This window comes from Billgrantia sp. Q4P2, assembly GCF_052806135.1.
Genome location: NZ_JBRBAI010000008.1, coordinates 183752 through 208657, shown reverse-complemented (window position 1 = coordinate 208657; position 24906 = coordinate 183752). Strand labels below are relative to the sequence as shown.

The 24906-nt window shown below is 63.0% G+C and carries 18 protein-coding genes; 9 read left to right on the top strand and 9 right to left on the bottom strand.

Annotation, left to right across the window (positions count from 1 at the left end):
• Position 1: 1 nt before the first annotated feature.
• The 4 genes from ACUY1T_RS15565 to ACUY1T_RS15550 all read left to right on the top strand — a co-directional run bounded on the left by ACUY1T_RS15565 (position 2) and on the right by ACUY1T_RS15550 (position 4921).
• Positions 2-874, top strand: a complete 873-nt coding sequence (locus tag ACUY1T_RS15565; protein WP_446024309.1) for a CheR family methyltransferase — start codon at positions 2-4, stop codon at positions 872-874.
• A 15-nt stretch (positions 875-889) separates the two neighbouring features.
• Positions 890-2005, top strand: coding sequence for a protein-glutamate methylesterase/protein-glutamine glutaminase (locus ACUY1T_RS15560; RefSeq protein ID WP_446024307.1), 1116 nt, complete (start codon positions 890-892; stop codon positions 2003-2005).
• On the top strand, positions 2002-3750 hold the full coding sequence (locus ACUY1T_RS15555) for a hypothetical protein (RefSeq protein WP_446024305.1): 1749 nt from the start codon (positions 2002-2004) through the stop codon (positions 3748-3750). Before ACUY1T_RS15560 ends, ACUY1T_RS15555 begins: the two co-directional genes overlap by 4 nt.
• Before the next feature lie 175 nt (positions 3751-3925).
• Positions 3926-4921, top strand: a complete 996-nt coding sequence (locus ACUY1T_RS15550; RefSeq protein WP_446024303.1) for a helix-turn-helix transcriptional regulator — start codon at positions 3926-3928, stop codon at positions 4919-4921.
• A gap of 12 nt (positions 4922-4933) precedes the next feature.
• Here ACUY1T_RS15550 and ACUY1T_RS15545 read toward each other — a convergent pair whose 3' ends face one another.
• Positions 4934-5578, bottom strand: coding sequence for a YecA/YgfB family protein (locus ACUY1T_RS15545; RefSeq protein ID WP_446024302.1), 645 nt, complete (start codon positions 5576-5578; stop codon positions 4934-4936).
• Positions 5579-5659: 81 nt separating this feature from the next.
• Between ACUY1T_RS15545 and ACUY1T_RS15540 the strand changes: the two genes are divergently transcribed.
• Positions 5660-6229, top strand: coding sequence for a SprT family zinc-dependent metalloprotease (locus tag ACUY1T_RS15540; protein ID WP_446024301.1), 570 nt, complete (start codon positions 5660-5662; stop codon positions 6227-6229).
• A gap of 151 nt (positions 6230-6380) precedes the next feature.
• Entirely contained in the window at positions 6381-8330 is a 1950-nt protein-coding gene (gene acs, locus ACUY1T_RS15535; protein WP_446024299.1) for an acetate--CoA ligase, read from the top strand.
• A gap of 51 nt (positions 8331-8381) precedes the next feature.
• Here the strand turns inward: acs and ku (ACUY1T_RS15530) are convergent, their stop codons facing one another.
• The 4 genes from ku (ACUY1T_RS15530) to ligD are packed head-to-tail and all read right to left on the bottom strand — an operon-like array spanning position 8382 to position 13055.
• On the bottom strand, positions 8382-9524 hold the full coding sequence (gene ku / locus ACUY1T_RS15530) for a non-homologous end joining protein Ku (RefSeq protein ID WP_446024297.1): 1143 nt from the start codon (positions 9522-9524) through the stop codon (positions 8382-8384).
• On the bottom strand, positions 9517-10293 hold the full coding sequence (gene ku, locus ACUY1T_RS15525; protein ID WP_446024295.1) for a non-homologous end joining protein Ku: 777 nt from the start codon (positions 10291-10293) through the stop codon (positions 9517-9519). Before ku (ACUY1T_RS15525) ends, ku (ACUY1T_RS15530) begins: the two co-directional genes overlap by 8 nt.
• Positions 10293-10496, bottom strand: a complete 204-nt coding sequence (locus ACUY1T_RS15520; RefSeq protein WP_446024293.1) for a hypothetical protein — start codon at positions 10494-10496, stop codon at positions 10293-10295. The genes ku (ACUY1T_RS15525) and ACUY1T_RS15520 overlap by 1 nt, the downstream gene beginning before the upstream one ends.
• Positions 10497-10520: 24 nt before the next feature.
• The gene (gene ligD, locus ACUY1T_RS15515) at positions 10521-13055 is read right to left on the bottom strand and encodes a DNA ligase D (RefSeq protein ID WP_446024291.1); all 2535 of its coding nucleotides are present in this window, start codon (positions 13053-13055) and stop codon (positions 10521-10523) included.
• Positions 13056-13352: 297 nt separating this feature from the next.
• Between ligD and ACUY1T_RS15510 the strand changes: the two genes are divergently transcribed.
• Together ACUY1T_RS15510 and ACUY1T_RS15505 are read left to right on the top strand one after the other, a co-directional pair.
• Positions 13353-14642: an ATP-grasp domain-containing protein gene (locus ACUY1T_RS15510; protein ID WP_446024289.1), complete on the top strand. Its 1290-nt coding sequence runs from the start codon at positions 13353-13355 to the stop codon at positions 14640-14642.
• A gap of 17 nt (positions 14643-14659) precedes the next feature.
• On the top strand, positions 14660-16702 hold the full coding sequence (locus tag ACUY1T_RS15505) for a CocE/NonD family hydrolase (RefSeq protein ID WP_446024288.1): 2043 nt from the start codon (positions 14660-14662) through the stop codon (positions 16700-16702).
• 279 nt (positions 16703-16981) lie between these two features.
• Here the strand turns inward: ACUY1T_RS15505 and ACUY1T_RS15500 are convergent, their stop codons facing one another.
• Positions 16982-17269 carry a general stress protein gene (locus ACUY1T_RS15500; protein ID WP_446024286.1) on the bottom strand — a complete coding sequence of 96 codons (288 nt, stop codon included), beginning with the start codon at positions 17267-17269 and terminating at the stop codon, positions 16982-16984.
• Between the two features lie 327 nt (positions 17270-17596).
• Here ACUY1T_RS15500 and ACUY1T_RS15495 point away from each other — a divergent pair, with 327 nt between their 5' ends.
• Positions 17597-18259 carry a LuxR C-terminal-related transcriptional regulator gene (locus tag ACUY1T_RS15495; RefSeq protein WP_446024284.1) on the top strand — a complete coding sequence of 221 codons (663 nt, stop codon included), beginning with the start codon at positions 17597-17599 and terminating at the stop codon, positions 18257-18259.
• A gap of 189 nt (positions 18260-18448) precedes the next feature.
• Here the strand turns inward: ACUY1T_RS15495 and ACUY1T_RS15490 are convergent, their stop codons facing one another.
• The 3 genes from ACUY1T_RS15490 to ACUY1T_RS15480 all read right to left on the bottom strand — a co-directional run bounded on the left by ACUY1T_RS15490 (position 18449) and on the right by ACUY1T_RS15480 (position 24906).
• Positions 18449-22396: a hybrid sensor histidine kinase/response regulator gene (locus tag ACUY1T_RS15490; protein WP_446024282.1), complete on the bottom strand. Its 3948-nt coding sequence runs from the start codon at positions 22394-22396 to the stop codon at positions 18449-18451.
• Positions 22397-22500: 104 nt separating this feature from the next.
• Positions 22501-23016 carry a hypothetical protein gene (locus ACUY1T_RS15485; RefSeq protein ID WP_446024280.1) on the bottom strand — a complete coding sequence of 172 codons (516 nt, stop codon included), beginning with the start codon at positions 23014-23016 and terminating at the stop codon, positions 22501-22503.
• Between the two features lie 93 nt (positions 23017-23109).
• On the bottom strand, positions 23110-24906 hold the full coding sequence (locus ACUY1T_RS15480; protein ID WP_446024278.1) for a sodium:solute symporter family protein: 1797 nt from the start codon (positions 24904-24906) through the stop codon (positions 23110-23112).

Here is a 24906-nt window from a genome sequence, read left to right as displayed (position 1 = left end):
GATGCCGTTGCCGTCTGGCGGGCACTCAGTGCCGATGCCTGAGCACGACCGCCTGAGCGAGCGGGATTTCGGGCGTATCGCGGAGCTGATCGGCGAGCATGTCGGCATCAAGCTGCCACCGACCAAGCGCTTGATGGTCGAAGGGCGGTTACGCAAACGTGTACGTGGCCTCGGCCACCAGAGCCTGGCGGATTATTGCCATTTTCTGTTCGATGGCCAGGGCCTGGCCAGTGAATGGGTTCATGTGATCGATGCGGTCACCACCAACAAGACGGACTTCTTCCGCGAGCCTACGCACTTCGAGGCCCTCGAGGAGCAGGTCGTGCCGGCTTTGCTCGCCCGGCACCATGGCCCCGAACCACGGCTCAAATTGTGGAGTGCAGCCTGTTCCAATGGCGCTGAGGTCTACACCATCGCCATGGTGATGGCAGAGATCGCTGCCAGGCGGACTCTGCGCTTCTCGGTGCTGGGCACCGATATCAGTACCGAAGTGCTCGAACACGCGGCTCGGGCCATCTACCCACAGGCCATGGTCGAGCCGGTACCGTCGGCACTGCGCCAGCGTTACCTGATGCAGGGCAGTTCGCCGTCGCGTCGCAATGAGGTACGCATCGTACCCGAGTTGCGTCGTATGGTGCGCTTCGGAAGACTCAATCTGATGGAACCTCGTTACGCCATCGACCGTGATGTGGATGTCATTTTCTTGCGCAACGTACTGATTTATTTCGAGAGAGCGACTCAAGAGGCGGTGGTGTCTCGGTTGGTCGATCACCTGCGCCCCGGTGGCTTTCTGTTCCTGGGGCATTCGGAATCGATGATTGGTAGCAACTTGAACCTGCGTCAGGTGGCGCCGGCAGTGTTCCAGAAATCCTGAGAAATGGAGAACGGCGTGGCTGGCAATTCCCTTGACCGCACGACTCCAGCGGAGAAGATCCGGGTCCTGATCGTCGATGATTCGGCTTCGGTAAGAAAAACACTCACCGAGATCATTGCGAGCGCTCCCGATCTCGAGGTGATGGCGACCGCATCCGATCCCTATGTGGCGGCAGAGCGCATCCGCAATGAGATACCGGACGTCATCTTCCTGGATATCGAGATGCCGCGCATGGATGGCTTGACCTTTCTGCGCAAGATCATGGCCCAACGCCCGATCCCGGTGGTGATCTGCTCGACCCTCACGGAGGAGGGGTCGTCAACCTTCCTGCAGGCGCTGGAAGCCGGGGCGGTGGATGTCGTCACCAAGCCTCGAGTCGATACCGCGCGCGCGCTCAACGATGCGCGCATACGCATCTGCGACGTGGCACGGGCGGCGGCACATGCTCGCTTTTCGCGAACCCGCAGGGCGTTTCCCAACAAGGTGGAATCCAAGCTTTCGGCGGATGTCATCATTCCTCCACGTCCTCTACGGCGAGGAGGGAGCCCGCTATCCGACAGGATCGTGTGCATCGGATCTTCCACCGGAGGAACCGAGGCGCTGCGCGTCATTCTTACCGCGATGCCTGCTGACTGCCCTGCCATTGCCATCGTTCAGCACATGCCGGAAACCTTTACCGCTGCCTTCGCCCGGCGCCTCGATGGCCTGTGTGACATCACCGTCAAGGAGGCCGCGGAAGGCGACCTGCTACGACCGGGGCAGGCACTGATCGCGCCGGGTGACCGGCACATGCTGCTGGAGCGGATGGGGCGTCATTATCGGGTCGTGCTCAAGCAGGGGCCTCCGGTTTCACGCCATCGACCCTCAGTCAACGTGCTGTTCCGCTCCGCCGCTTACAATGCCGGTGCCAACGCAACGGGCGTTCTGTTGACCGGCATGGGCGATGACGGTGCCAGTGGGTTGTGCGAGATGAAGTCCGCCGGCGCGCGCACCCTGGCCCAGGACGAGGCGAGCTGTGTGGTGTTCGGCATGCCCCGCGAGGCGATCCGGCTAGGCGGTGCCGACGAGGTGGTCGCTTTGGAGCGTATCGCCGGTGAAATTCTAGGCAACAGGGAGACACGTGCCTCATGACCACATCCAATGCCGGCGCCACGCCTGCCCGGGCCAGCGAGACCTGCAGTACCAAGTTGGACCCGATCCGCGAACGCCTTGCCGTTCCGCGTGCCGATATCGAGCGCGTCTTCCTGGAAATGGGCGATAACCTCGTTGGCTGTGCCCAGTTGCTGAACGACATTGCCACGGCCCATGAAGGAATGCCGGCGGAGTTGGGGGGCGAGGCCTTCCACCAGGCTTCGCAGCGCCTGGAAGCGATTCGAGATCAGGTGATGGAGATGGGAGCTTCGCATTCCACCGGAGGAACGCCCATTACCCGGTTGTCTTCGATGGCGGCGGCAGTGGCCTTTCCGCTGCAGGATCTCAGCCGGGCGGCTGCGACCATCGAGATCATCACCACCAACGCACGCATCGTGGCAGCCGATCTCGGTGGCCAGCAGGGCGAGTTCGCGGTTTTCACTACCGATATGGGGGAACTGGGGCGGCTCGTGGAGCGTGTGGTAGGTGAGTTTTCCCTTGCTTACGCAAGGCTGATGGAAAGCCTGGGCGCCGCGGAGCAGGCCAATGTTGCCTTCGCGTCTCGTCATGGCGATACCCTGCGACACATCGCCGGGCAAATGGGAACTCAGTTGGAAAGCGTGAAGCAGCATCGTGAGCGAGGAGCGGCCAAGGCAGCCGAGCACTCGCGCTTGACCGGCCAGATCTCGGTGCGTGTGGGCACTGCGGTTTCCGCCTTGCAGATCGGTGACATTACCCGTCAGCGAATCGAGCACGTCGAGGAGGCGATGAGCGAGCTGGTGGAGCAGGAGGCGAACGATGGCGAGGCTGCCTTCGGTGAGAAAACCGTCGCCGTCGTGTGCCGCTTGCAAGCGGGGCAGTTGGCCGAAACGGTCGATGATTTCGACCGGCAGGTCACGGAACTGACGGAGACATTGCGTCAACTGGCGGATGATGCGACGGAGGCTCTGCGTGACAATGGCCGGGAATCCGAGGCGTTGCTGGCAACCAGTGGTTCCGCTCTCGTCGCGATGGCAGATGAGCTGCGCAACATTGGTCCCCTCTTCGAGGATTTCGAACACACCCGTGCTGGCCTGGAAGCGGTTGCCGGCCAAGCCGCGCATGCCATGGGCGATATGGTGGAGCGGCTGGATGCGATTCGCGATGTCCAGCAACGCATACGCCTGCTCAGCCTCAATACCGCTATCCGCTGCAGTCAGTTGGGCGAGCGTGGGGGCGCGCTCAAGGTGGTGGCTGGTTTCCTGGGAGAACTCGCCGGCCAGACGGTGGCTGCTTCGGGGGCCATTCTGAGCGGTTTGGAGGAAGCTGACGTCTTGGCCCGAAGCCTCGTGCGGGAATATTCGGCCGATGCGGATGGCAAGGTTGCCGTGCTCGAAAAGGAAATTGACGCCGTGCAGCTCGAACTCGATGGGGTGGTGGCGCGCCTTCGCGAGCGTGCCGAGACGGTGGCCAGTGCCGGGCCGAGGGCGGTGAGCCTACTCGAGGAGGCGGCGGCGAATGCAGCCAGTCATCAAGGGTTCAGCAGCGCTTGGCGAGACGCGCTGTTGGAACTCGAACCCTTCGCTCATCAAGACGATGAGCCTTTCGAACTGGCCGATATCGATGCCGACCTGATCGCTCGACTGCGAACCCACTATACGATGGATAGCGAGCGACGCCTGCACGACAAGTTATTCGGAGAGCCCGAAGCGGAAGAAGAAGCGGCTGCCGATGCAGATGCCGATCTTGAGGATATTTTCTTCTGACAAATAGCAGCTGGAACGTTATAGTTTTATGGAATTAACAAGCATGGAAGGAGAGTGATTGTCGAACCCCTTGGTTTCTAAGCGGAATTAAGAAAAATTAGGAATGAAAATAATTAAAATATAAATTAGTAAAGTCAAAATAAAATCTAATTCAATTGCCAAAGAGAGAGAATAGATGAGCGAAAGTTCGCTCTTGAGTGCACCGCACACGCAGGCGGGGAGGGGCTTCGATGAGTTTCAGGCGCGGTGCGGCGCCTATTTCGATACATTCCGTATTTCATCGGTAGTTGCTAATAATGACTTCCGCTGGTGCTCGAACGTCAAGACCGTCGAAGGACTTACTCTAGGGCGGATCAAGTTCAACGCTGGTTGGTCGATGGCTCAGACGGATGAGAAGCGAGGCCTCAATCTACTCATTCCACGCAATGGTGGTTATGAGGCGACACTCGACAAACGGCAGGTTTCGGTCCGGCCAGGAAAGCTACTGCTTGCTCGCACCCAGCAGTTTCGGCGCATCAAGATAGAGAGCAACGAGATGCGTCCCGGCATTGCCCTGTTCTTCGACGACTCAGCGGTTACCAAGGTGCTCTCCAGCCTGGCCGAGGACATGGCTGTGGACTGTCTCGATATCCAGCCGGTGCTCGAACTTTCGAGCCAGCTGGGGACGGCGCTGAGTGGTGTTGCCCAGTTCCTTGAACGAGGCGCGTTCCTCGAGCAGTCGCTGCAGAGTTCGCCCAAGGCGGCGGCACTGTTGATAGAAGCCGCACTGACTTTCATTTTCGAGAACGTGCCCCATCGTGGTAGCGAAAGAATACCGTGCCAAGTCCCTCTGGTGGCACCACGCCATGTGCAGGAAGCCGTCGACTTCATGCGTGCCAACTTGCACCAACCGTTGACCATGGCCGAGATTGCGGAGGCCACCGGAGTTGGCGTTCGTTCGCTGCAGGCCGCCTTTCGCCACTTCTATGGCACGACGCCAATGGCTCATTTGCGCAAACTTCGCCTCGAGGCGGTGCATGAAGAACTCTCGTCACCGGTAAATCGCCTGTCCGTGGGGGAGGTGGCCTTGAAGTGGGGTTTTCTGCACATGAGTCGCTTTGCTGCCCAGTATCGCGCCGCTTACGGCACCTACCCCTCCGACACCATGGCCAAGGCGCAGCGTCTGCTGTAGTAGCCTTGGCCTTCAGCGCTTGTTCTTCTTGTGTTGTGCGGGCTTCTTCTTGCGCGGCATGGGCTTGGGCGTCTCGGGCGGAACACGGTAGTGCAGGTAGAGGTCCAGCACCAGGTCCGGTAACTGGCCGACCAGCGACTCCAGGCGCGCGGTGTCCGTCGCCATCTCGGCCATGTCCGGCTCGTCGTCGAACAGCCCGGAAAGCGCCATGAACGGCAGCAGCAGGGTGGCGACGGTCTCCTCGTCCTGCTCGAACCAGGCGGCCTCGTCGAGGAATACTCCTTCCATGAAACCGGCGCACCAGTCGCCAATAGGCGTCTCCTCCGGGGCCGTGCCGTCCAGGGTCAGCTCGAAGGGCAATTCCGGCAAGCCACCCTGCTCCAGGGTCTGGATGGCGTTGCCGCGCAGTTTCTCCAGTAATCCCAGGATCTCGCTGCGCTCGCTGGCGTCGGCAAAGGTCGGCTCGCCGTGGAACAGCTCGGCCACCCAGGTAACGGCATCGACTTCGCGCGGTGCCACGGCCAGGGCAACGAGGAAGCCGTGGGCCGAGATCAGGTCCAGGGCGTCGGGGTCGACGCTTTCGGAGTCGAGGAACTCATCGAGTCGCTCGAGCTCCTCGTCCTCGAGCAGGGGCTGGGGCAGGGGCGTGTCGGACATGGGTCTCTCGCATGGCATGGTGAAGGCGGTGTGGCCTCGTAAGGCTGGACACCGCCGTGGCGGGACGTCATTTTAGCACCCATGAGACAACCCGCGCTTCCCGATCCTTGCCCCGAGTGGCTGGCAAGCCTTGACGACGCGGCACTTCACCGGGCCCTGCTGGAACGGGTGGAGGCCGCCTGGCAGCTGTGCCGCCACTACCACCCCGAGCTGCCGCGGCCCAAGGTCTGGTGCGACCTGCGCGGCAAGTGTGCCGGCCAGGCCCACTACGGCCGGGGCGGGCTGCGTTTCAACCCGGTGCTCTACCGCGAGAATCGTCACGCCTTCCTGGTCGAGGTCGTGCCCCATGAGATGGCCCATTGGCTGGTGCGTCACCTGAGCGACGGACGCCAGGCGAGGCCGCATGGGCGCGAGTGGCGCACCGTGATGGAGCGCCTGTTCGGTCTCGAGGCCAGCGTGACGCACTCCTTCGATACCCGCCGGGCGAGCCCGACGCCTTACCGCTACCATTGTGGTTGCCAGGCGCACTTCTTCACCGCGCGGCGCCACTCGCTGGCTCGCAAGGGGCGTCGTTACCGCTGCCTCTCCTGCGCTGAGACCTTGGTCTATCAGTCGTTTGTAGAGCATGAAAAACATGCTACAAATAACTGATTACTAAAGAGAAAATCCTGATACCAATGTCTAAGAGGAAGGCCTGCGCCGAGGGTATATGCTGATGGGCGAATCTGAAGCCGGCGCGACTCACAACAAGGCTGCCGGTAACATCCACCGTGAGGGTGCATCTCCTGGAAGAGGCTAGCCAATGACCGAACAGCACAAAATCCATCCGGTACGCGACGACTTTGCCGCCAACGCCTGGATCGATCGCGAGAAGTATCAGGCCATGTACCAGCAGTCCGTCGACGACCCCGAGGGATTCTGGGCGGAGCAGGCCAAGCGTATCGACTGGTTCAAGGCGCCGACGAAGATCAAGAATACTTCCTTTGACCCGCATAACGTCGACATTCGCTGGTTCGAGGACGGCACCCTCAATGCCAGCGTCAGCTGCCTCGACCGCCACTTGGAGAAGCGTGGCGACCAGACCGCCATCGTCTGGGAGGGCGACGACCCCAAGGATTCCAGGCACGTCACTTACCGTGAGCTGCACGCCAAGACCTGCCAACTGGCCAACGCGCTCAAGGAGCTCGGCATCGGCAAGGGCGATGTCGTCACCCTCTACATGCCGATGATTCCCGAGGCGGCCGTGGCCATGCTGGCCTGTGTCCGCATCGGCGCGGTGCACTCGGTGGTGTTCGGCGGCTTCTCCCCCGACGCCCTGGCCCAGCGCATCGTCGGCGCCGATTCGAAACTCGTGATCACTGCCGACGAGTCGGTGCGTGGTGGCAAGCACGTACCGCTCAAGGACAACGTCGACGCCGCCCTGACCCGCAAGGGCACCGAGGTATGCGAGACGGTGCTGGTGGTCAAGCGTACCGGCGGCGAGATCGAGTGGAAGGAAGGGCGTGACGTCTGGTATCACGACCTGGTCGACAAGCAGGCGACCGATTGCCCGGCCGAGGAGATGAACGCCGAGGATCCGCTGTTCATCCTCTACACCTCAGGCTCCACCGGGGCGCCCAAGGGGCTCAAGCATACCACCGGCGGCTACCTGGTCTATGCCAGCCTCACCCACCAGTACATCTTCGACTACCAGGATGGCGAGGTGTACTGGTGCACCGCCGACGTGGGCTGGGTCACCGGCCACAGCTACATCGTCTACGGCCCGCTGGCCAACGGTGCCACCACGCTGATGTTCGAGGGCGTGCCGAGCTACCCCAGCCATGGCCGCATGGGCGAAATCGTCGACAAGCACAACGTCAGCATCCTCTACACAGCGCCGACCGCGATCCGCGCCCTGATGGCCCATGGCGACGGCGTGATGGACTCCAGCAAGCGCGACAGTCTGCGCCTGCTCGGCTCGGTGGGCGAGCCGATCAACCCCGAGGCGTGGGAGTGGTACCACCGCGTGATCGGTAATTCGAAGTGTCCCATCGTCGATACCTGGTGGCAGACCGAAACCGGCGGCATCATGATCGCGCCGCTGCCCGGCGCCATGGACCTCAAGCCGGGCTCGGCCACGCTGCCGTTCTTCGGCGTGCAACCGGCACTGCTCGACAGCGAAGGCAACGAGCTGAAGGGTGCCGTCGACGGCAACCTGGTAATCCTCGACTCCTGGCCCGGCCAGGCGCGCTCCATCTGGGGCGATCACGATCGCTTCGTGCAGACCTACTTCTCCACCTACAAGGGCGTGTACTTCACCGGGGATGGCTGCCGTCGCGACGAGGACGGCTACTACTGGATCACCGGTCGCGTCGACGACGTGCTCAACGTCTCCGGCCACCGCATGGGCACCGCCGAGATCGAATCCTCGCTGGTGGCCCACGAGGCCGTGGCCGAGGCCGCCGTGGTCGGCTTCCCCCACGACATCAAGGGGCAGGGTATCTACATCTACGTGACCCTGACCGACGGCGTCGAGCCGAGCGACGAGCTCAAGAAGGAGCTGACCCAGTGGGTGCGCAAGGACATCGGGCCGATTGCCTCGCCGGATGTCATCCAATGGGCGCCGGGCCTGCCCAAGACCCGCTCGGGCAAGATCATGCGCCGCATCCTGCGCAAGATCGCCGCCAACGAAACCGATGGCCTGGGCGATACCAGCACCCTGGCCGATCCGAGCGTGGTGGATGACCTGATCGAGAACCGCGCCGTACGCTAACCATCCCGGTTCATGGCTCTCTTCGCCGGCCCTCGGGCCGGCGTTTTCGTCTCAGCCGGCGCTGGCAATCGCCTCGACCAGCTCGGCCTTGCTCATGCGGCTGCGGCCGGGAACGTCGAGCTGCTGGGCGCGTTCGTAGAGTTCGTCGCGGGAGAGGCTGTCCAGTTCGGCAGGGCGGTGCTTGGCGGCAGGGCGCTTCTTCCCCGGGCTGCGCTTGGCCGATGTCTTGCCGTGCTTGCCTGACTTGCCTTTCCTGGCGTTGGAGCTGCTTCCTTCGCGCTCGCTCTGCCCGGGTGGTCGTCCTTCGGCCAGGCTCTGCTTGAGTACCTGCATCAGGTCGATCACCTCGCCGCCCTGTTCCGGCTCGACGTCGGGTTCGTCCTCCTTTCCCAGCGCGATTACGTCCTCGCCGCGGGAGCGTTTTTCCTCGGCGCGCGCCATGATGCGCTGGCTCTGCAGGTCCTGAAGCGCCTCCCGCGCGAGGTCGTCCTCCACCAACGCCTCGATGGCCTGCTGCATGGCCTTGACCTTCTCCTTGTCGGGTTTGGCAGCTTCGGGCAGGTCGATCTCCTCGGGCGCCCTTATCTCCTCGGCGAAACGTAGCGTCTCGGCGCGCAGGATGCCTTTCTCCGCGATGATCGCCACCAGGTACTCCTTGCCGCGCATGACGAAGGTGGCGATGCCGGCGCGCTCGGAGGCTTCCATGCTTTCGGCCAGCAGTCGGTAGGCCTTGGTTACGCCCTTGTCGGGGGTCATGAAGTAGGCGCGCTGAAAGTACATCGGGTCGATCTCGTCGAGCCCGACGAAGCGCTTGAGGTCGATCTCCTGGGATTTCTCCGGGGCGAGCGATTCGAGTTCGCGATCCTCCACCACCACGAACTCGTTCTTCGCGACTTCGTAGCCGCGAATCAGCTCGTCGTAGTCGAGCACGCGCTCCTCCTTCTCGCAGAAGTAGCGCCGCGCCAGCGGCGTGCCGTGGCGGTCTACCATGCGCAGCGACACCGGCTTGGGCCGGTTGGCCGGGTAGAGGTTGACCGGCAGGCTGACCAGCCCGAAGGTGATGGTGCCCGACCACAGCGGGCGCGGACCGCTGGCGTGAAAGCGCTTCTTCTCGTCGCGCTTCGCCGATGGGCCCTTGCGCTTGTCCTTCTCCTTCTCTTTGCGCTTGCTCTGGCGCTTGCTCTGGCTAGGCACGCTTGCGCTCCTTCTTCAGGCTGGCCTCGAGCGCCTTGGACAGGTCGTCGGAAGCCTTGCGGCGACGAATGGGGGTGACCTTGACGCTCTTGCCGCGCTGCTTGGCCTCGATCAGCTCGAGCACCCGCTCGCGGTACTCGTCGTGATACTCCTCGGGGTCGAACTCCGCTTCCAGCATGCCGATCAGTTGGCGTGCCATGTCGAGCTCCTTGGCGTCGAGCGCCTTGCCCTTCGGCGGCTCCAGGGCGTCCACCGGGACCACCTGCTCTTCGTGGCGCAGCGACATCAGCATGGGGGCGCCGCGGTGCAGGCGCAGGGCACCGACGTAGCTCTTCTTGCGCATGACCCAGCGGGCCAGTCCCTCCTTGCCGCTGTTGCCCAGCGCCTCGGCCAGGGCGAAGTAGAGCGACTCGCTGCCGTCGGGGCCGAGGTAGTAGGGGCGGTCGTACCAGCGGTGGTCGATCACCTGTGGGGGCATGAAGCGAATCACTTCGATGTCGCGCCCCGAGTCCGGCTCCAGCGCCTCGAGCTCCTCCTTGTCGAACACCACCAAGCTGTTCTCGTCGGTGCGATAGGCGCGCCGGGTTTCGGCGTAGGGCACGACCTCATCGGTCTCGGGGTTGACCATGGCCTGTTTTACAGGCGAGCGATCCTTCTCGTGCAGCAGGCGGAAGTGAACGCTGCGGTCCTGCACCGCCGAGTAGAGCTTGACCGGAACCTGGACCTCGCCGAAGAGGATCACGCCCTTCCACATCGCTCTTGCTGCCATCAGTCTTCCTCCTCTCGAGGTTCCCCTTCCTCGTGGCATTCGGGGCAGACCGTCTCGCGGCTCTCGAAGCGTGTCGCCACGCACGACGGGCAGATCGGCCTGTCGCAATAAATGCAGTGATAGCCCGCCTCGTAATAGAAGGTTCGGTGGCAGAACTGGCAGGTTTCGGGGCCGGATTCAAGCCACCAGGGCGCTTCGCTCATGTCCTCTCCCTCGCTCCTTGCTGCCTATTTCACGCCGACGCGCTTGAGCAGGTCGGCATCCAGCGGGCGTGCCGCCTCGGTGAAGTCCGCCCAGGGGTCCTGGCGCAGGGCCGTGAGCCGGCGGCGCAGGTTCTCGACGTTGTAGCGGTCGGCGCGCAGCGCGGCGTTGAGCTCATCCCAGCGGATCGGCACCGCCACCGGAGCGTTCTCTCGAGCGCGCACCGTATAGGAGGCCACCGCCGTGGCACCGCGACCGTTGCGCAGGTAATCGATGAAGATGCGCCCCTCGCGCTTGGCCTTGGACATGTTGGTGGTCAGCCGCTGGGGGTCGTCCTGGGCATGTGCTTCGGCGAGGCTCTTGGCGAAGGCCTTGGCCTGGTCCCACTCGGCGCTGGGTTCGAGCGGCACCACCAGATGCAGCCCCTTGCCGCCGGTGGTGCGCAGGAACGGCGTGAGCCCCAGCGATTCGATTCGCTCGCGCAGGGTGCCGGCAACGCGCAGGATCTCCTTCCAGGCCATGCCCTCATCGGGGTCGAGATCGAATACCAAGTTATCTGGCTGCTCGAGATGGTCGATGCGGCTGCCCCAAGGATGGATCTCCAGCGCGCCGGCCTGGACCAGGCCCACCAGGTCGGCGGCGGTCTCGACATAGACGTATTCGGCGCTGCCTTTCTTCTCGGGCACGTCGATGCGCGGCACGCTGGCCGGGATGGCGCGGCGTGGGTGTTTCTGGAAGAAGCACTCGTCGTCGCGGCCCTGGGGGCAGCGCACCAGCGACAACGGCCGCCGCGCCAGGTGGGGCAGAACCCACTCCTGAATCTGCTCGTAGAAGCGCGCCAGGTCGAGCTTGGTCAGGCCCTGCTCGGGAAACAGCACACGGTCGGGGTGGGTGAGACGGACGCCGAGCAGCGAGGTCTCGTCCTTGCGCTTGCGCGTGGTCGGCTTGTCGGGCTTGGCCTCCTTTTCCGAGGTGCCTTCGGCGGCCATCTCCTTGGTCGGGGTCATGCGGATCTCCTCCGGATTACGATCCTCGCGCAGGCCGCGGAAGGCCGGGTGGCGCAGGCGGCCGTCGCGGGTGCGCTCGGTGAACTCCACTTCGATCACCAGCTCGGGGCGCACCCAGTGGGCCGAACGGCTGTCCGGCACGCTGCCGTGGAAGGGCGAACGTTTCACTTCGAGTTCCTGGAGTGTGGCACTCAATTGCTCCAGCAAACGATTGCTGAAACCGGTGCCGACGCGGCCGGCGTAGACCAGCCCGTTCTTGCCGTAGGCCCCCATCAGCAGCGAGCCGAAGCCGCTGCGCGAGCCACTGGGCTCGGTGTAACCGCCGACCACGAACTCCTCTTGGCTGACGCACTTGACCTTGAGCCAGTCGCGGCTGCGCTTCTGCTGGTAACGGCTGTCGGCGCGCTTGCAAATGATGCCCTCGAGCCCCATCTGGCAGGCGCGTTCATGGAAGGCTTCGCCCTGGGTCTCGATGTGATCGGAGTAGCGGATGGTGCCTTCCTTCATTCCCGCGGCATCGAGCAGCACTTCGAGGGTGCGCTTGCGCTCGAGCAGCGTCACGTCCGAGAGGTCATGTCCTTCGAGATAGGGCAGGTCGAAGACCTGGTAGACCAGGGCGGACGTACGACCGTCGGAGAGCGCTTCCTGCAGTTGGCCGAAGCGGCTGACACCGTCGTTGCCCATGGCCACCACCTCGCCGTCGAGCAGTGCCGAGTCCACCGGCAGCGGTGCCAGCGCCCGGGCGATTTCGGCAAAGCGCTGGGTCCAGTCCTTGCCGTTGCGGGTAATGAGGTGCACGTCACCGTTTTCGATGCGAGCGAGCAGGCGGTAACCATCGAGCTTGATCTCGTGGATCCAGTCGCCCTTGCTGGGCACGTCGCGGGCCAGGGTGGCGAGCTGCGGTTTTACCTCGCGGGGCAGCTTCGCGCGCCGGGCACCGTCGAGGTCTGACGGATCGGGCAGGGCACGGCTTTTCGAGGACCAGGTGGCGTCTCGGTCCTCGGCGATCTCATCCATTCTGCGACCGCTGGCGACGCTCGCGTCGAGATCGACCGTGAGCGAATCATCCATGCGTGGCTTCTCGTCGTGGCGCTTGATCAGCAGCCAGTTGCGGCCGTGTTTGTCCTGGCGCTTGCCGCTCATGCGGGTCAGGGTCCAGTTGCCCTTGAGCCGTTCGCCGTCGAGTTCGATGTCGATGCGATCCTGCTTGGGCCGCCCCTTGACCTGCCAGGTGCCCCGGTCCCACAGCATGACGGTACCCCCGCCATAGGACTTTTCGGGGATCACGCCCTCGAACTCGCCATACTCCAACGGGTGATCCTCCACCTCGACCGCCAGGCGCTTCTCGCCGGGCTCGAGGCTCGGCCCCTTGGGCAGGGCCCAACTGCGGAGTACGCCATCCTGCTCCAGGCGCAGGTCGAAATGATCGTGGCTCGCCGCATGCTTGTGCATCACGTAGAGATTTCCCGACGCGGCCTTGCCTTGCGCCTTGCCGGCGGGTTCCCTGGTTCGCGTGAAGTCGCGCTTGCGGCGGTACTCCTCGAGTTTCTCCATCGGCTCCATCCTTGGCCGCTGAATCCCAGGCCACAAAGGCCTCGTCTTTCAGACTAGTCCCGCTTGGCGTAGGCACCAAACCCATAACGCAGCGCAACGGTCTTATCATTTCCCAAGCCCATGCATCGCCGAGTCATGAGGCTTTGCGTGCCGATTTGTTTCACTGGGGTTTGGAAGGGTAAAGAATCGTCTTCCTCATGGAACCTTGGGCAGCGCCTACTTATCTTGATGAATGTAGGGAAGCGAAGAGAGCCTCTCAGTGCGGCTCTCCAAAAGGACTGTCATGGAGATAGACGGATGAAGCGGAACATTTTTGTCGTAGCGCTGGAAGAACAGCAGCGCCAGGAATTGGAAACCTTGCGCCACTCCGATGGGTTCAACGTGCACAGCCTGCTGTCGGTCAAGACGGCCGTGGAGTCGGAGCGTTTTTCTTTCAATGCGTTATTGGATGAAGCGCGCCGCAAGCTCGAGGCCTTCGATGGCTCCATCGATGCCATCGTGGCGCAGTGGGACTTTCCCACCAGCGTGATGGTGCCGATCCTGTGCCGGGAATACGGCATCCCGTCGGCCTCGGTCGAGAGCGTGCTCAAGTGCGAGCACAAGTACTGGAGCCGGCTGGAGCAACAGAAAGTCATTCCCGAAGTCGTGCCCGAGTTTTGTGGCGTGGACCCCTTTGCGGACGATCCGCTGTCCCAGGTCACCCTCGGCTATCCGTTCTGGATCAAGCCAGTCAAGGCGTTCTCCTCCCATCTCGGGTTCAAGATCGAGAACGAGGAGCAATTCCACGCAGCGATCAAGGAAATTCGCGAGGGCATTCGTCAACTGGGCGACCCTTTCAACGAGGCACTGCGCCATGCCGAGCTGCCTCCTGAAATCCAGCAGATGGATGGTAATTCATGCATTGCCGAACAGATCGTTGCGGGTGTGCAGGGTGCACCCGAAGGCACGGTCTATCGTGGCGAATTCAACGTCCATGGCATCATCGCCCAGCCCAATTCGGTCAACAAGGACATTCCCTATGATCGTCTGGAGTATCCCAGCAACCTGCCCGAGCACATTCATCACGAAATGATCGATGTATCGCGCCGATTCCTCGAGCATATCGGCTATGACAACGGCTGCTTCAACGCCGAGTTCATGTGGGACGAGAAGAAGGACAAGCTGTGGCTGATCGAGGTCAATACGCGGATCTCACAGTCCCATAGCGAGATCTTCATCATGGTCGACGGGATGTCGAACCATGAGGTCGCCATCGATATCGCCCTTGGTGAACGGCCCTCACTAGTCAATCGGCAAGGCGTGGCCGCCGTGGCGGCCAAGTGCTATATCCCCTACGAGCACAAGGACGGCATTGTCAGGCGGATACCCAGCGAAGCGGAAATCGAGGCGCTGTGCGAGCGTTATCCCGGCACCAAAGTGCGAATCGATGTGGCGCCTGGTACGCGGCTGGGAGAGCTGCTGCACCAGGACAACTTTTGCTATCGCCTGGGTACCCTCTATGTTGCGGGTGAGGACCATGAACAGATCGAAGAGCGCTACCGGGCATGCCTGGAGGCGCTCCAGTTCGAGATCGAACCCACCGAATGAACCCGCAAGGAGGAATCGTGAGTGTCGTAGATTCGTTTCCCTACAAGGTTCGCGTGATCGAGAACGTCTTCATTCCCATGCGTGATGGGGCTCAGCTGGCAGCCAGGATCTGGCTGCCGGAGGGGGCCGAAAGTGCCCCAATGCCGGCGATCATGGAGTACATCCCTTACCGCAAGCGCGACATCACCCGGGCTCGTGACGCCACCAACCACGCCTACATGGCGGGCCATGGCTATGTTTGCGTCCGTGTCGACATGCGTGGTAGCGGTGACTCCGACGGTGTAGTGACCGACGAGTACACCCGGCAGGAGCAGGAGGATGGCGTCGACGCCATTGCCTGGCTCGCCGAGCATCCCTGGTGCGACGGCAACGTCGGCATGATGGGCATCTCCTGGGGCGGCTTCAACAGCCTGCAGGTGGCCGCCAAGCAGCCGCCGGCGCTGAAGGCGATCATCAGCATCTGCTCGAGCGATGACCTCTATGCCGACAACATGCACTACATGGGCGGCTGCCTGCTCGGCGACAACCTGTCGGAAGCCACGGTGATGTTCGCCTTCAACACCCTGCCGCCGGATCCCCTGATCGTCGGCAACCGCTGGCGCGACATGTGGTTCGACCGTATGGAGAACAGCGGCCTGTGGCTCGAGCCGTGGCTGGAACATCAGCGACGCGGCCCTTATTGGTCGACCAGTTCGGTGAATGAGTATTACTCGGCGATCCAGTGTCCGGTGTATGCCATCGGTGGCTGGGCCGACGGCTTTACCAATACCGTTCTGCGCCTGATGCAGCATCTGGAGGTGCCGCGCAAAGGCTTGATCGGGCCTTGGGGGCACAAGTATCCCCATCAGGGACTTCCAGGACCGGCCATCGGTTTTCTTCAAGAGGCCCTGCGCTGGTGGGATCACTGGCTCAAGGGCCAGGACACCGGCATCATGGACGAACCCATGCTGCGCGCCTGGGAGCAGGACAGTGTGCCGCCCGATACTTCCTATGAGGAGCGTCCAGGGCGCTGGATCGGTGAATCCAGCTGGCCATCCGACAATATCAGCACGAGGCGCTATGGTTTGGCCCCCTATACCATTGCCATGGGCGAGGGGCATGGCGCTCTGCATCAGCGTGAAGGACAGGAGAGTGTGCTGGCGCTGCAGTCGCCGCTCAGCGTCGGCCTGGCGGCAGGCAAGTGGTGCTCCTATGCCGCCACGCCGGACCTGCCGGGCGACCAGCGTGAGGAGGATGGCGGTTCGCTGATCTTCAGCAGTCATCAACTCGCCGAGCCGCTCGACATCTTCGGCATGCCGGTGGTGGAGCTCGAACTCTCCTGCGACAAGCCGCAGGCGATGTTGGCGGTGCGCCTCTCCGACGTGGCACCGGACGGCAAGTCGACTCGCGTCACCTATGGCCTGCTCAACCTGTCGCACCGCGACAGCGACGCCGATCCCGAGCCGCTGGTACCGCACCAGCGCTATCGTGTACGAATCCCGATGAACGGTATCGCCCAGCACTTCCCGGCGGGACATCAGCTACGCGTGTCGATCTCGTCCTCCTATTGGCCGCTGGCCTGGCTGCCACCGGAGTCGGCCCAGGTCGATATCTACCCTGACAGCAGTGTGCTGGTACTGCCTGAGCGAACGCCGGGCGAAGAGGATGGACGCCTGCCCGAGTTCGACGAGCCCCAGGAAGCGCCTCCTCTGGACATCCATACCTTCGCTGCCAGCGAGCACAACTGGCTGTTGCACCGCGACCTGGCGACCAAGGAATCGACCCTCGAGGTGATCAACGACCAGGGGCACTTTCGTATCGAGGACATCGGTACCGAGATCAGGCGCAGCACCCGCGAGTGGTATACCACCGTCAACGACGACTTCACCTCGGCGCGCGGCGAGACCTATACCGAGCGTACCTTCAAGCGCGATGACTGGAACGTGGAGGTCTATACGCGCACCGTATTGAGCTGCGACGAGAGTAATTTCTTCGTCCATGCCCAGCTCGATGCCTACGAGGACGAGTACCGGGTCTTCTCCAAGAACTGGGAAAGGGTGATTCCGCGCGATCACATGTAGGTACACGCCGTCCACACCACGCCGCCCCATCCTCGGGCGGCGTTTTTCATGTCACGGCAGGAGCTGAACGCAAAAAAGCCCCCCGGCCGAATGAAACGCCAACTATTGGGGGACAGTTCAGAACCGGGGGAAGCGAGGGGCTTGGTCTCTCACTGCACGTATCCTTTCCCAGTGGCTCCATGGCCGAGGACATGGCGACACGAGCGAGAAAACTGCCGGAGAACATTCCCCGGCAGCTTCGGCTGCTCAAGACCGGTGATCGATCATGAAGGCATGGATTCAGCTGTTCTTGCCTCCCTTTCGACCAGCTTCGGAGGCCTTCTGACGGTCATTGGCGAAGTTGCCGCCACTCTGCTGTCCGCCTTTCTGACCGGCCTGAGAGGCCTTCTGCCGATCGTTGGCAAAGTTGCCGCTGCTGCGCTGACCGCCTTTCTGGCCGGCTTCAGAGGCCTTCTGCGGGTCGTTGGCGAAGTTGCCGCTGCTGTTCTGACCACCCTTCTGGCCGGCCCGAGAGGCCTTCTTCGGGTCGTTTGCAAAGTTACCGGGGTTCTGGTCGCGCTGTGCCATGGTAATCTCCTTGGATCCTTTCTGCATGGTCGTTCATGCATGTACTTCCATTTACCGGGAATCCGGCACTGCTGGCGTCTGCCATCGTCTTTGAAGATAGAAGCCGCTTTAAAAGCCCATCAAGGAAATTGCTGTTTCCAAGTGAAAAGAAAGTTGTACCGGTTCACTTTCGCAACTCATTTGCATCACGACTTTGGCACATCGTTGTCGACAACGTGCTCCATTCGCTTGGGAAGCGCCCGAGCATGGGGTAACATGCGGTGAACAATCGATGAGCCCGAAGTGGCGGCCCCAGGGCCCCGAGCTCGAGGAACCGGAGGAGAATCCATGGCCTTTGCCCAGAAATTCATCGTTGCCGATGACCATCCGCTGTTCCGTGCAGCGCTGACGCAGGCGCTGCGCCAGCTGGCGCCCCAGGCCGAAATCGTCGAGTCCGACACCATGGAGGCAACCTGTGAGGTCGTCAACCGCCATCCTGACGCCGATCTGATCCTGCTGGACCTGCATATGCCGGGCGCCCATGGCTTTTCCGGCCTGATCCAGCTGCGTGGACAGACCCCGGACATTCCGGTGGCGGTGGTTTCCGGCAGTGACGAGCCCCACGTGGTGCGTCGCGCCATCGACTACGGGGCATCAGGCTTCATTCCCAAATCTTCCTCCCTGCAGCTGATTGCCGAGGCGGTCGGCGAAATCCTTGACGGTGAAGTGTGGTTGCCCCAGGAGTTGGCCGACTCCCTGGGCGATGCCAACGAGGAGGAGACCCGCTTCGCCGAGGCCATCGCCTCGCTGACGCCGCAGCAGTTCCGGGTTCTCAACATGCTCACCGAAGGCCTGCTCAACAAGCAGATCGCTTACGAGTTGAACGTCTCCGAAGCCACCATCAAGGCCCATGTGACGGCTATCCTACGCAAGCTGGGCGTGCATTCGCGCACCCAGGCGGTGATCGCGGCCCAGAAGCTCGAGGTGGAGCCGCCCAAGGTGGAATCCTAGCTTCGAGCTTCGAGCTTCGAGCTTCGAGCTTCGAGCTTCGAGCTTCGAGCTTCGAGCTTCGAGCTTCGAGCTTCGAGCTTCGAGCTTCGAGCTTCGAGCTTCGAGCGAGGGGCCCACGACATGGTCGTGGGCCCCTCGTGTTTTGCATGATGCTCGTTGCTCGTTGCTCGTTGCTCGTTGCTCGTTGCGCTAGGCGCTTGGCGCCCGACTGGCCTGCAGCGTGCGGGTCAGCAGGGCGCGCAGGGCAGCAGGGCGCACCGGCTTCTGCAGTAGATGGTAGCCGCTGCGGCGGATCTCTTCGGCCACCTCCTCGGTACGGTCGGCGGTGATGACGATACCTGGTACCGCGCTCTGCAGTCGTTCGCTGAGGGCTTCCAGCGCCATCAAGCCGGTCACCTCGTTGTCGAGGTGGTAGTCGGCGAGAATCGCGTCCGGCTCGCCGTCGAGGTTACGCAACACCGACTTGGCGCCGCCAATGGTGGTGGCGGTATAGACCTCGCAGCCCCAGCCCGAGAGCATCGCTTTCATGCCTTCCAGGATCAGCGTCTCGTTGTCGACGCACAGGATGCGTGTACCCACCAGCTTGTTGCCCACGCGCCGTGGCGAGGCGGCTTCCTCGGCGCGCTCCGCCTCGCTGCGCGGGGTCACCACCGGCACGCTGACCGAGAACATGGTGCCGACGCCCTCGCGGGAGGTGACCTTGATCGGATGATCGAGCACGCGGCTCATGCGGTCGGCGATCGACAGCCCCAATCCCAGGCCCTTCTCGCTCTCCTTGTGTCGTGTGGTCTGGTCGAGGCGGCGGAACTCCTGGAAGATCTCCGCCTGCTTGGATTCGGGGATGCCCGGGCCCGAGTCCCATACCTCGATGGTCAGACGCGCGCCGCGCCGCCGGCAGCCCAACAGCACCCGCCCCTCCTGGGTGTAGCGCAGCGCGTTCGACAGGAAATTCTGCACGATTCGCCGCAGCATCTGGGGGTCGCTGTCGACCCAGGCACGGGTCGGGACCACCACCAGATCGAGGCCGCGCTCCTCCGCCATGACCTCGAATTCGGCACGCAGCGGACGGAAGATATCGGCCAGCGCAAAGTGGTTGCGCCGCGGGGTGAGAGCACCTGCGTCGAGCTTGGAGATGTCGAGCAGGGTGCCGAGCAGCTCCTCGGCGGCCTGCAGCGAGTTGTCGATATGGCCGATGGTGCGCTTCATGTCCTCGGCGTCCATCTCATGCGAGAGGGCCGAGGTGAACAGGCGTGCGGCGTTCAACGGTTGTAGCAGGTCGTGGCTGGCGGCAGCGAGGAAACGGGTCTTGGAAGCGTTGGCGTCCTCGGCCACCTGCTTGGCCTGGCGCAGGGCCTGCTCGGCCTCGGCCCGTACGCGGTTCTCCTGGCGCAGCGCGGTATTGGCTTCCGACAGTGCCTGGGTACGTTCGCGCACCCGTTCCTCCAGCGTCTCGTTGGTCTCCTTCAGGGCGATCTCGGCCAGGCGCCGCTCGGTAATGTCCTGGTAGAGAGCGAAGAAACCGAGGATGGCACCGCTGTCGCCGAAGTGTGGCGTATAGGTCACCAGCATGTAGCGCAGATCGTCGGCGAGGCGCAGCGATACCTCGAAGTTGACCCGTTCGCCAGCCAGCGCCCGGTGGATCCAGGGCTCGCGCTCGAGCGCCATCTCATCGCTGATGACACTATTGACGTGCTTGCCGATGACCTCGTTGCGATCGATGCCGAAGGCCTGCTCGTAGGCGCGGTTGGTGAAGAGGTAGCGGCACTCCTTGTCGAAGTAGGCGATCAGCGCCGGCACGTTGTCGGTGTAGATGCGGATGTTGTTCTCGGAGCGTATCAGCGCCTCCTCGATGCGCTTCTGCTGGGTGATGTCCTGGTAGGTATAGACGAAGCCGCCGCCCGGCATGGGGTTGCCCTGTACCTCCAGCACGCTGCCGTCCTGGCGGTAACGCACGTAGCGGTGGGGCTGGCCCTCGCGAATGTTGTCGATCAGCAGCTGCACGTGCTCTTCCGGGTCGCCGGGCCCGTATTCGCCGTTGTGGGCGTTGTAGCGGAAGATCTTGTCCATCGGCGCGCCGACCCGGATCAGGTGGTCGGGGAAGCGGAACAGCTCCAGGTAGCGCTGGTTCCACACCACCAGGCGCATGTTCTGGTCGACCACGCTGATGCCCTGGTTGATGTTCTCGATGGTCGCCTGCAGCAGGGCGCGGTTGAACTCCAGTACCTGGGAGGCTTCGTCGACGATGGAGATCACGTCGGAGATGCCGATGCCGCGCCCCTGCAGTGCCGAGTTGACCACGATGCGCGCCGAGGAGGCCCCCAGCACCGAGGCCAGGAAGCGTTCGGTGAACTGGATCACGTCGATCGAGGCGCGGTTGCCATCCTCCAGCGGTTTGCCGGCACGCCGCGCGTAGTCGTCGAAGGCGCGAGCCACCTGGCCGGCGCCGAGGAAGCGCTCGCACAGCACCTTGAGGTCGCCGACGGTAGTGGCGCCGGTCCAGGGGCGGTTGACCGAGGTCTGGCGGGTTTCGACGCTGTCGACGAACAGCGAGGCCTGGATACGTTCGACCACCCGCTGCGAGGTGACCTGGGAAACGAAGATGTAGCAGAACAGGTTGACCCCGAGCGAGAGCATCACGCCATGGGTGAAGGAGTCGCCGAAATTGAGCCCGAACAGCGCGGTGGGCGTCAGCCAGGGATGGCCGAAAGGGCCCCCGGCGAGCCAGTCGGCCGGCAGCACGCCAGCCTGGATCATCCCCGGCATGAGCAGGCTGTAGGCCCAGATGGCGAATCCGGCGTTCATGCCCACCACCACTCCGAGCCGGTTGCCACGCTTCCAATAGAGCCCGCCGATCAGGGCGGGAGCGAACTGGGCCGCTGCGGCGAAGGAGAGCATGCCGATCGATGCCAGCGAGGTGAACTCTCCGATCAACTGGTAAAAGCCATAGGCCAGCGCCAGGATCACGCCGATGGTGATGCGTCGGGCCTGGAGCACCAGGCGCCCGTAGTCGCGCGGGCGGGCATCCAGCCAGCGCAGGCGGAACAGCAGCGGAATCACGATTTCGTTGGAGATCATGATCGACACAGCGACCGTGGCAACGATGACCATGCCGGTCGCCGCGGAGAAACCGCCGATATAGGTGAGCAGGGTCAGCCACTGCTGGCCGGCAGCCATCGGCAGCGCCAGCACGAAGGTGTCGGGCTCCACCGAGCCGTCGGGGAACAGGGCCAGGCCTGCGGCGGCAATGGGCAGAATGAAGAAGGCGAAGGCCACCAGGTAGAGCGGAAACAGCCAGCGTGCCTTGGCGGCATCGTTGGGGTGGGTGTTCTCCACCACGGCGACATGGAACTGGCGTGGCAGGCAGAAGATCGCCAGCATTGCCAGCAGCGTCTGGGCCCAGAAGCCGCGGCCGAAGTCCTGGTCGGCGAGCTGGCGCTGAAGCTCCATTTGGGTGTCGGCCAGTGCCATCAGCTCACCGAGGCCATCGAACATGCCCCAGGTGACATAGGCGCCAAGGATCAGGAAGGCCAGCAGCTTGACCATCGACTCGAAGGCGACGGCATGGATCAGCCCCTCATGATGCTCGGTGGCATCGGTGTGGCGCGTACCGAACAGAATGGCGAACGCTGCCATCACGATGGCAACGAAGAAGGCCGTATCGGCGAAGAGCGGGGTGTGGGTGATGTCGGCCGCATCCGTCAGTACGGCGAACGAGGTCGACACGGCCTTCAACTGCAGGGCGATGTAGGGCAGTGTGCCGATCAGCGCGACCAGGCTGGCGAAGGCCGCCAGGGATTGCGCCTTGCCGTAGCGCGAGGCGATGAAGTCGGCGATCGAGGTGATGTTCTGTCGCTTGGCCACCCGGATCATCTTGGCGAGTATCGGCCAGAACAGCAGGAAGGTCAGGATCGGCCCGACATAGATACTGGCAAAGGACCAGCCGGAAGTCGCTGCCTGGCCGACCGCCCCGTAGAAGCTCCACGAGGTGCAGTAGATGGCCAGGGCCAGGATGTAGATGACCGGACGCTGGCGACTGGCGCCGCGCCGACGCGCATTGCGGTCGCCCAGCCAGGCGATGCCGAACAGTATGGCGATGTAGAGCAGTGAAACCGCGATCAGCAGCCAACCGGCAAACATGGATTCTCCCCCCGGTAACTGCGGACCATTCTAAAGCGATATCGACCCGAGGACACTCGGGCCGGTGATGCCTGGCCCCTGGCCAGGTTGACTGTGCTGACGCCTCACCAGGGGGAGCATACCGCCTGGAAAAGACGCGATTCCTGTTCGATCTGGCGCAGGGCATCGAGGCGTGGCTGACGGCTGCCATTGGTCAGCGGCACCATCTCGGCCGTGGAGCAGTTCATCAGGTAGGGCTGGTGATGAAGCTGATCCACGTACTCCTTCTCGAAGCGGTAGAGGATGAACTCGACCAGCTGCTGCTCTTCGGCCTGCCGAAGCACCATGCTGCTCTGGTCGACCACGCTGAAAGCCTTGGTCATGGGGTATAGGTAGGTCCAGGGCCGCCAGGGCATGCTGTCCTGCTCGGTATCCACCACCCGAGCCGTGGTGGGCAGCTGGCTTTGCTTGTGGTCGAACCAGGAGTATTCGTAGTGGATCTGGTAGCCGAGCATGCCCAGGCCGGCGCAGACCGGGATGATCCATGTCGGCAATCGCTTGCCGCTGGCCAGGCGCAGCATCAGGCCAATGCCGGCAGCACCCAGGCCGGCGAAGATCGCCGCAATCAAGTGCCATATCATAACGCCACCTTTCTCAAAGCAATCGGGCTTCCCGATGGGAAGCCCGATCTGGTTCGGTCCCCGACCCGCAGCGGGCCGGGAGGCCATTATGGCTTAGTGGTCGAGTGCGGCGCCAGCGCCTTTCGGATAACGCACGCTCTGCACCAGATCCTGGATCTCCTGCGGCGGTTCCTCGGTGGCGGTGGAGACCGCATAGGCCACGGCGAAGTTGATCATCGCGCCCACGGCACCGAAGGAGAGCGGCGAGATACCCATGATCCAGTTGTCCTGGGTATTCGGCAGCATGTTGGTGCCGGGAATGAAGAACCAGCCCAGGTAGGTGAAGATGTACAGCAGGGTGGCGATCAGGCCGGCCAGCATGCCGCAGATGGCGCCCTTGCTGTTCATCCGAGTGGAGAAGATACCCATCATCAGCACCGGGAACAGCGAGGCGGCAGCGATACCGAAGGCGAGGGCCACGGTCTGGGCGGCGAATCCGGGAGGATTGAGGCCCAGATAGGTCGCCAACAGGATGGCGCCTGCCATGGAGATCCGCGCCGCCAGCATTTCACCCTTCTCGGTGATGTTGGGGTTGATGGTGTTCTTGATCAGGTCATGACTGATGGCGGAGGAGATCGCCAGCAGCAGGCCCGCCGCGGTGGAGAGCGCCGCCGCGATACCCCCGGCTGCGATCAGACCCACGACCCAGCCCGGCAGGTTGGCGATTTCAGGATTCGCCAGTACCAGGATGTCATTGTTCACCGTCAGTTCGTTGCCTTCCCAGCCGCGCTGCTCGGCGATCGGTTGGAAGGCCGGGTTGGCATCGTTGTACATCTGGATGCGCCCGTCGTTGTTGCGATCGGTGAAGGTGATCAGCCCGGTATCTTCCCAGGTGCGCACCCACTCCGGACGCTCTTCGTAGAGAAGTGCCTGGTCCGCGGCTTCCTCGTAGTCCTGCACCTGACCGGCCATTTCCGGGAAGATGGTGGTGGCCAGGTTGAGGCGTGCCATGGAGCCTACGGCCGGTGCGGTCAGGTAGAGCAGGGCGATGAACACCAGTGCCCAACCTGCGGACCAGCGCGCGTCGGCGACCTTCGGTACGGTGAAGAAGCGGATGATGACGTGGGGCAGGCCGGCAGTACCGATCATCAGCGACAGGGTGAACAGCACCATGTTGAGCTTGTTGTCCACGTCGGCGGTGTAGTCACGGAAGCCCAGCGCATTGACCACTTCGTCGAGCTTGGCCAGCAGCGGCATGCCGGATTCGGTATGGGTGCTGAACATGCCGAACATCGGGATCGGGTTGCCGGTCAGCTGCATGGCGATGAACACGGCGGGGATCGTGTAGGCGATGATCAGCACGATGTACTGGGCCACCTGGGTGTAGGTGATGCCTTTCATGCCGCCGAATACTGCATACAGGAAAACGATGGCCGCGGCGATCCAGATACCCACGCTGCTGGGCACCTCGAGGAAGCGCGAGAAGGCCACGCCGGCGCCGGTCATCTGGCCGATGACGTAGGTCACCGAGGCGACGATCAGACAGACGACGGCAACGATGCGGGCCGTCTTGCTGTAGAAACGATCGCCGATGAAGTCGGGCACGGTGAACTTGCCGAACTTGCGCAGGTAGGGCGCAAGCAGCATGGCCAGAATCACGTAGCCGCCGGTCCAGCCCATCAGGAAGGTGGAGTTGGCATAGCCGCCGGAAGCCAGCAGGCCGGCCATGGAAATGAAGGAGGCCGCGGACATCCAGTCGGCCGCAGTGGCCATGCCGTTGGTGATCGGATGGACGCCGCCGCCGGCGACGTAGAAATCCTTGGTCGAACCGGCACGTGCCCAGATGGCGATGCCGATATAGAGAGCGAAAGAGCCGCCCACGAAGAGAAGGTTGATGGCAAACTGACTCAT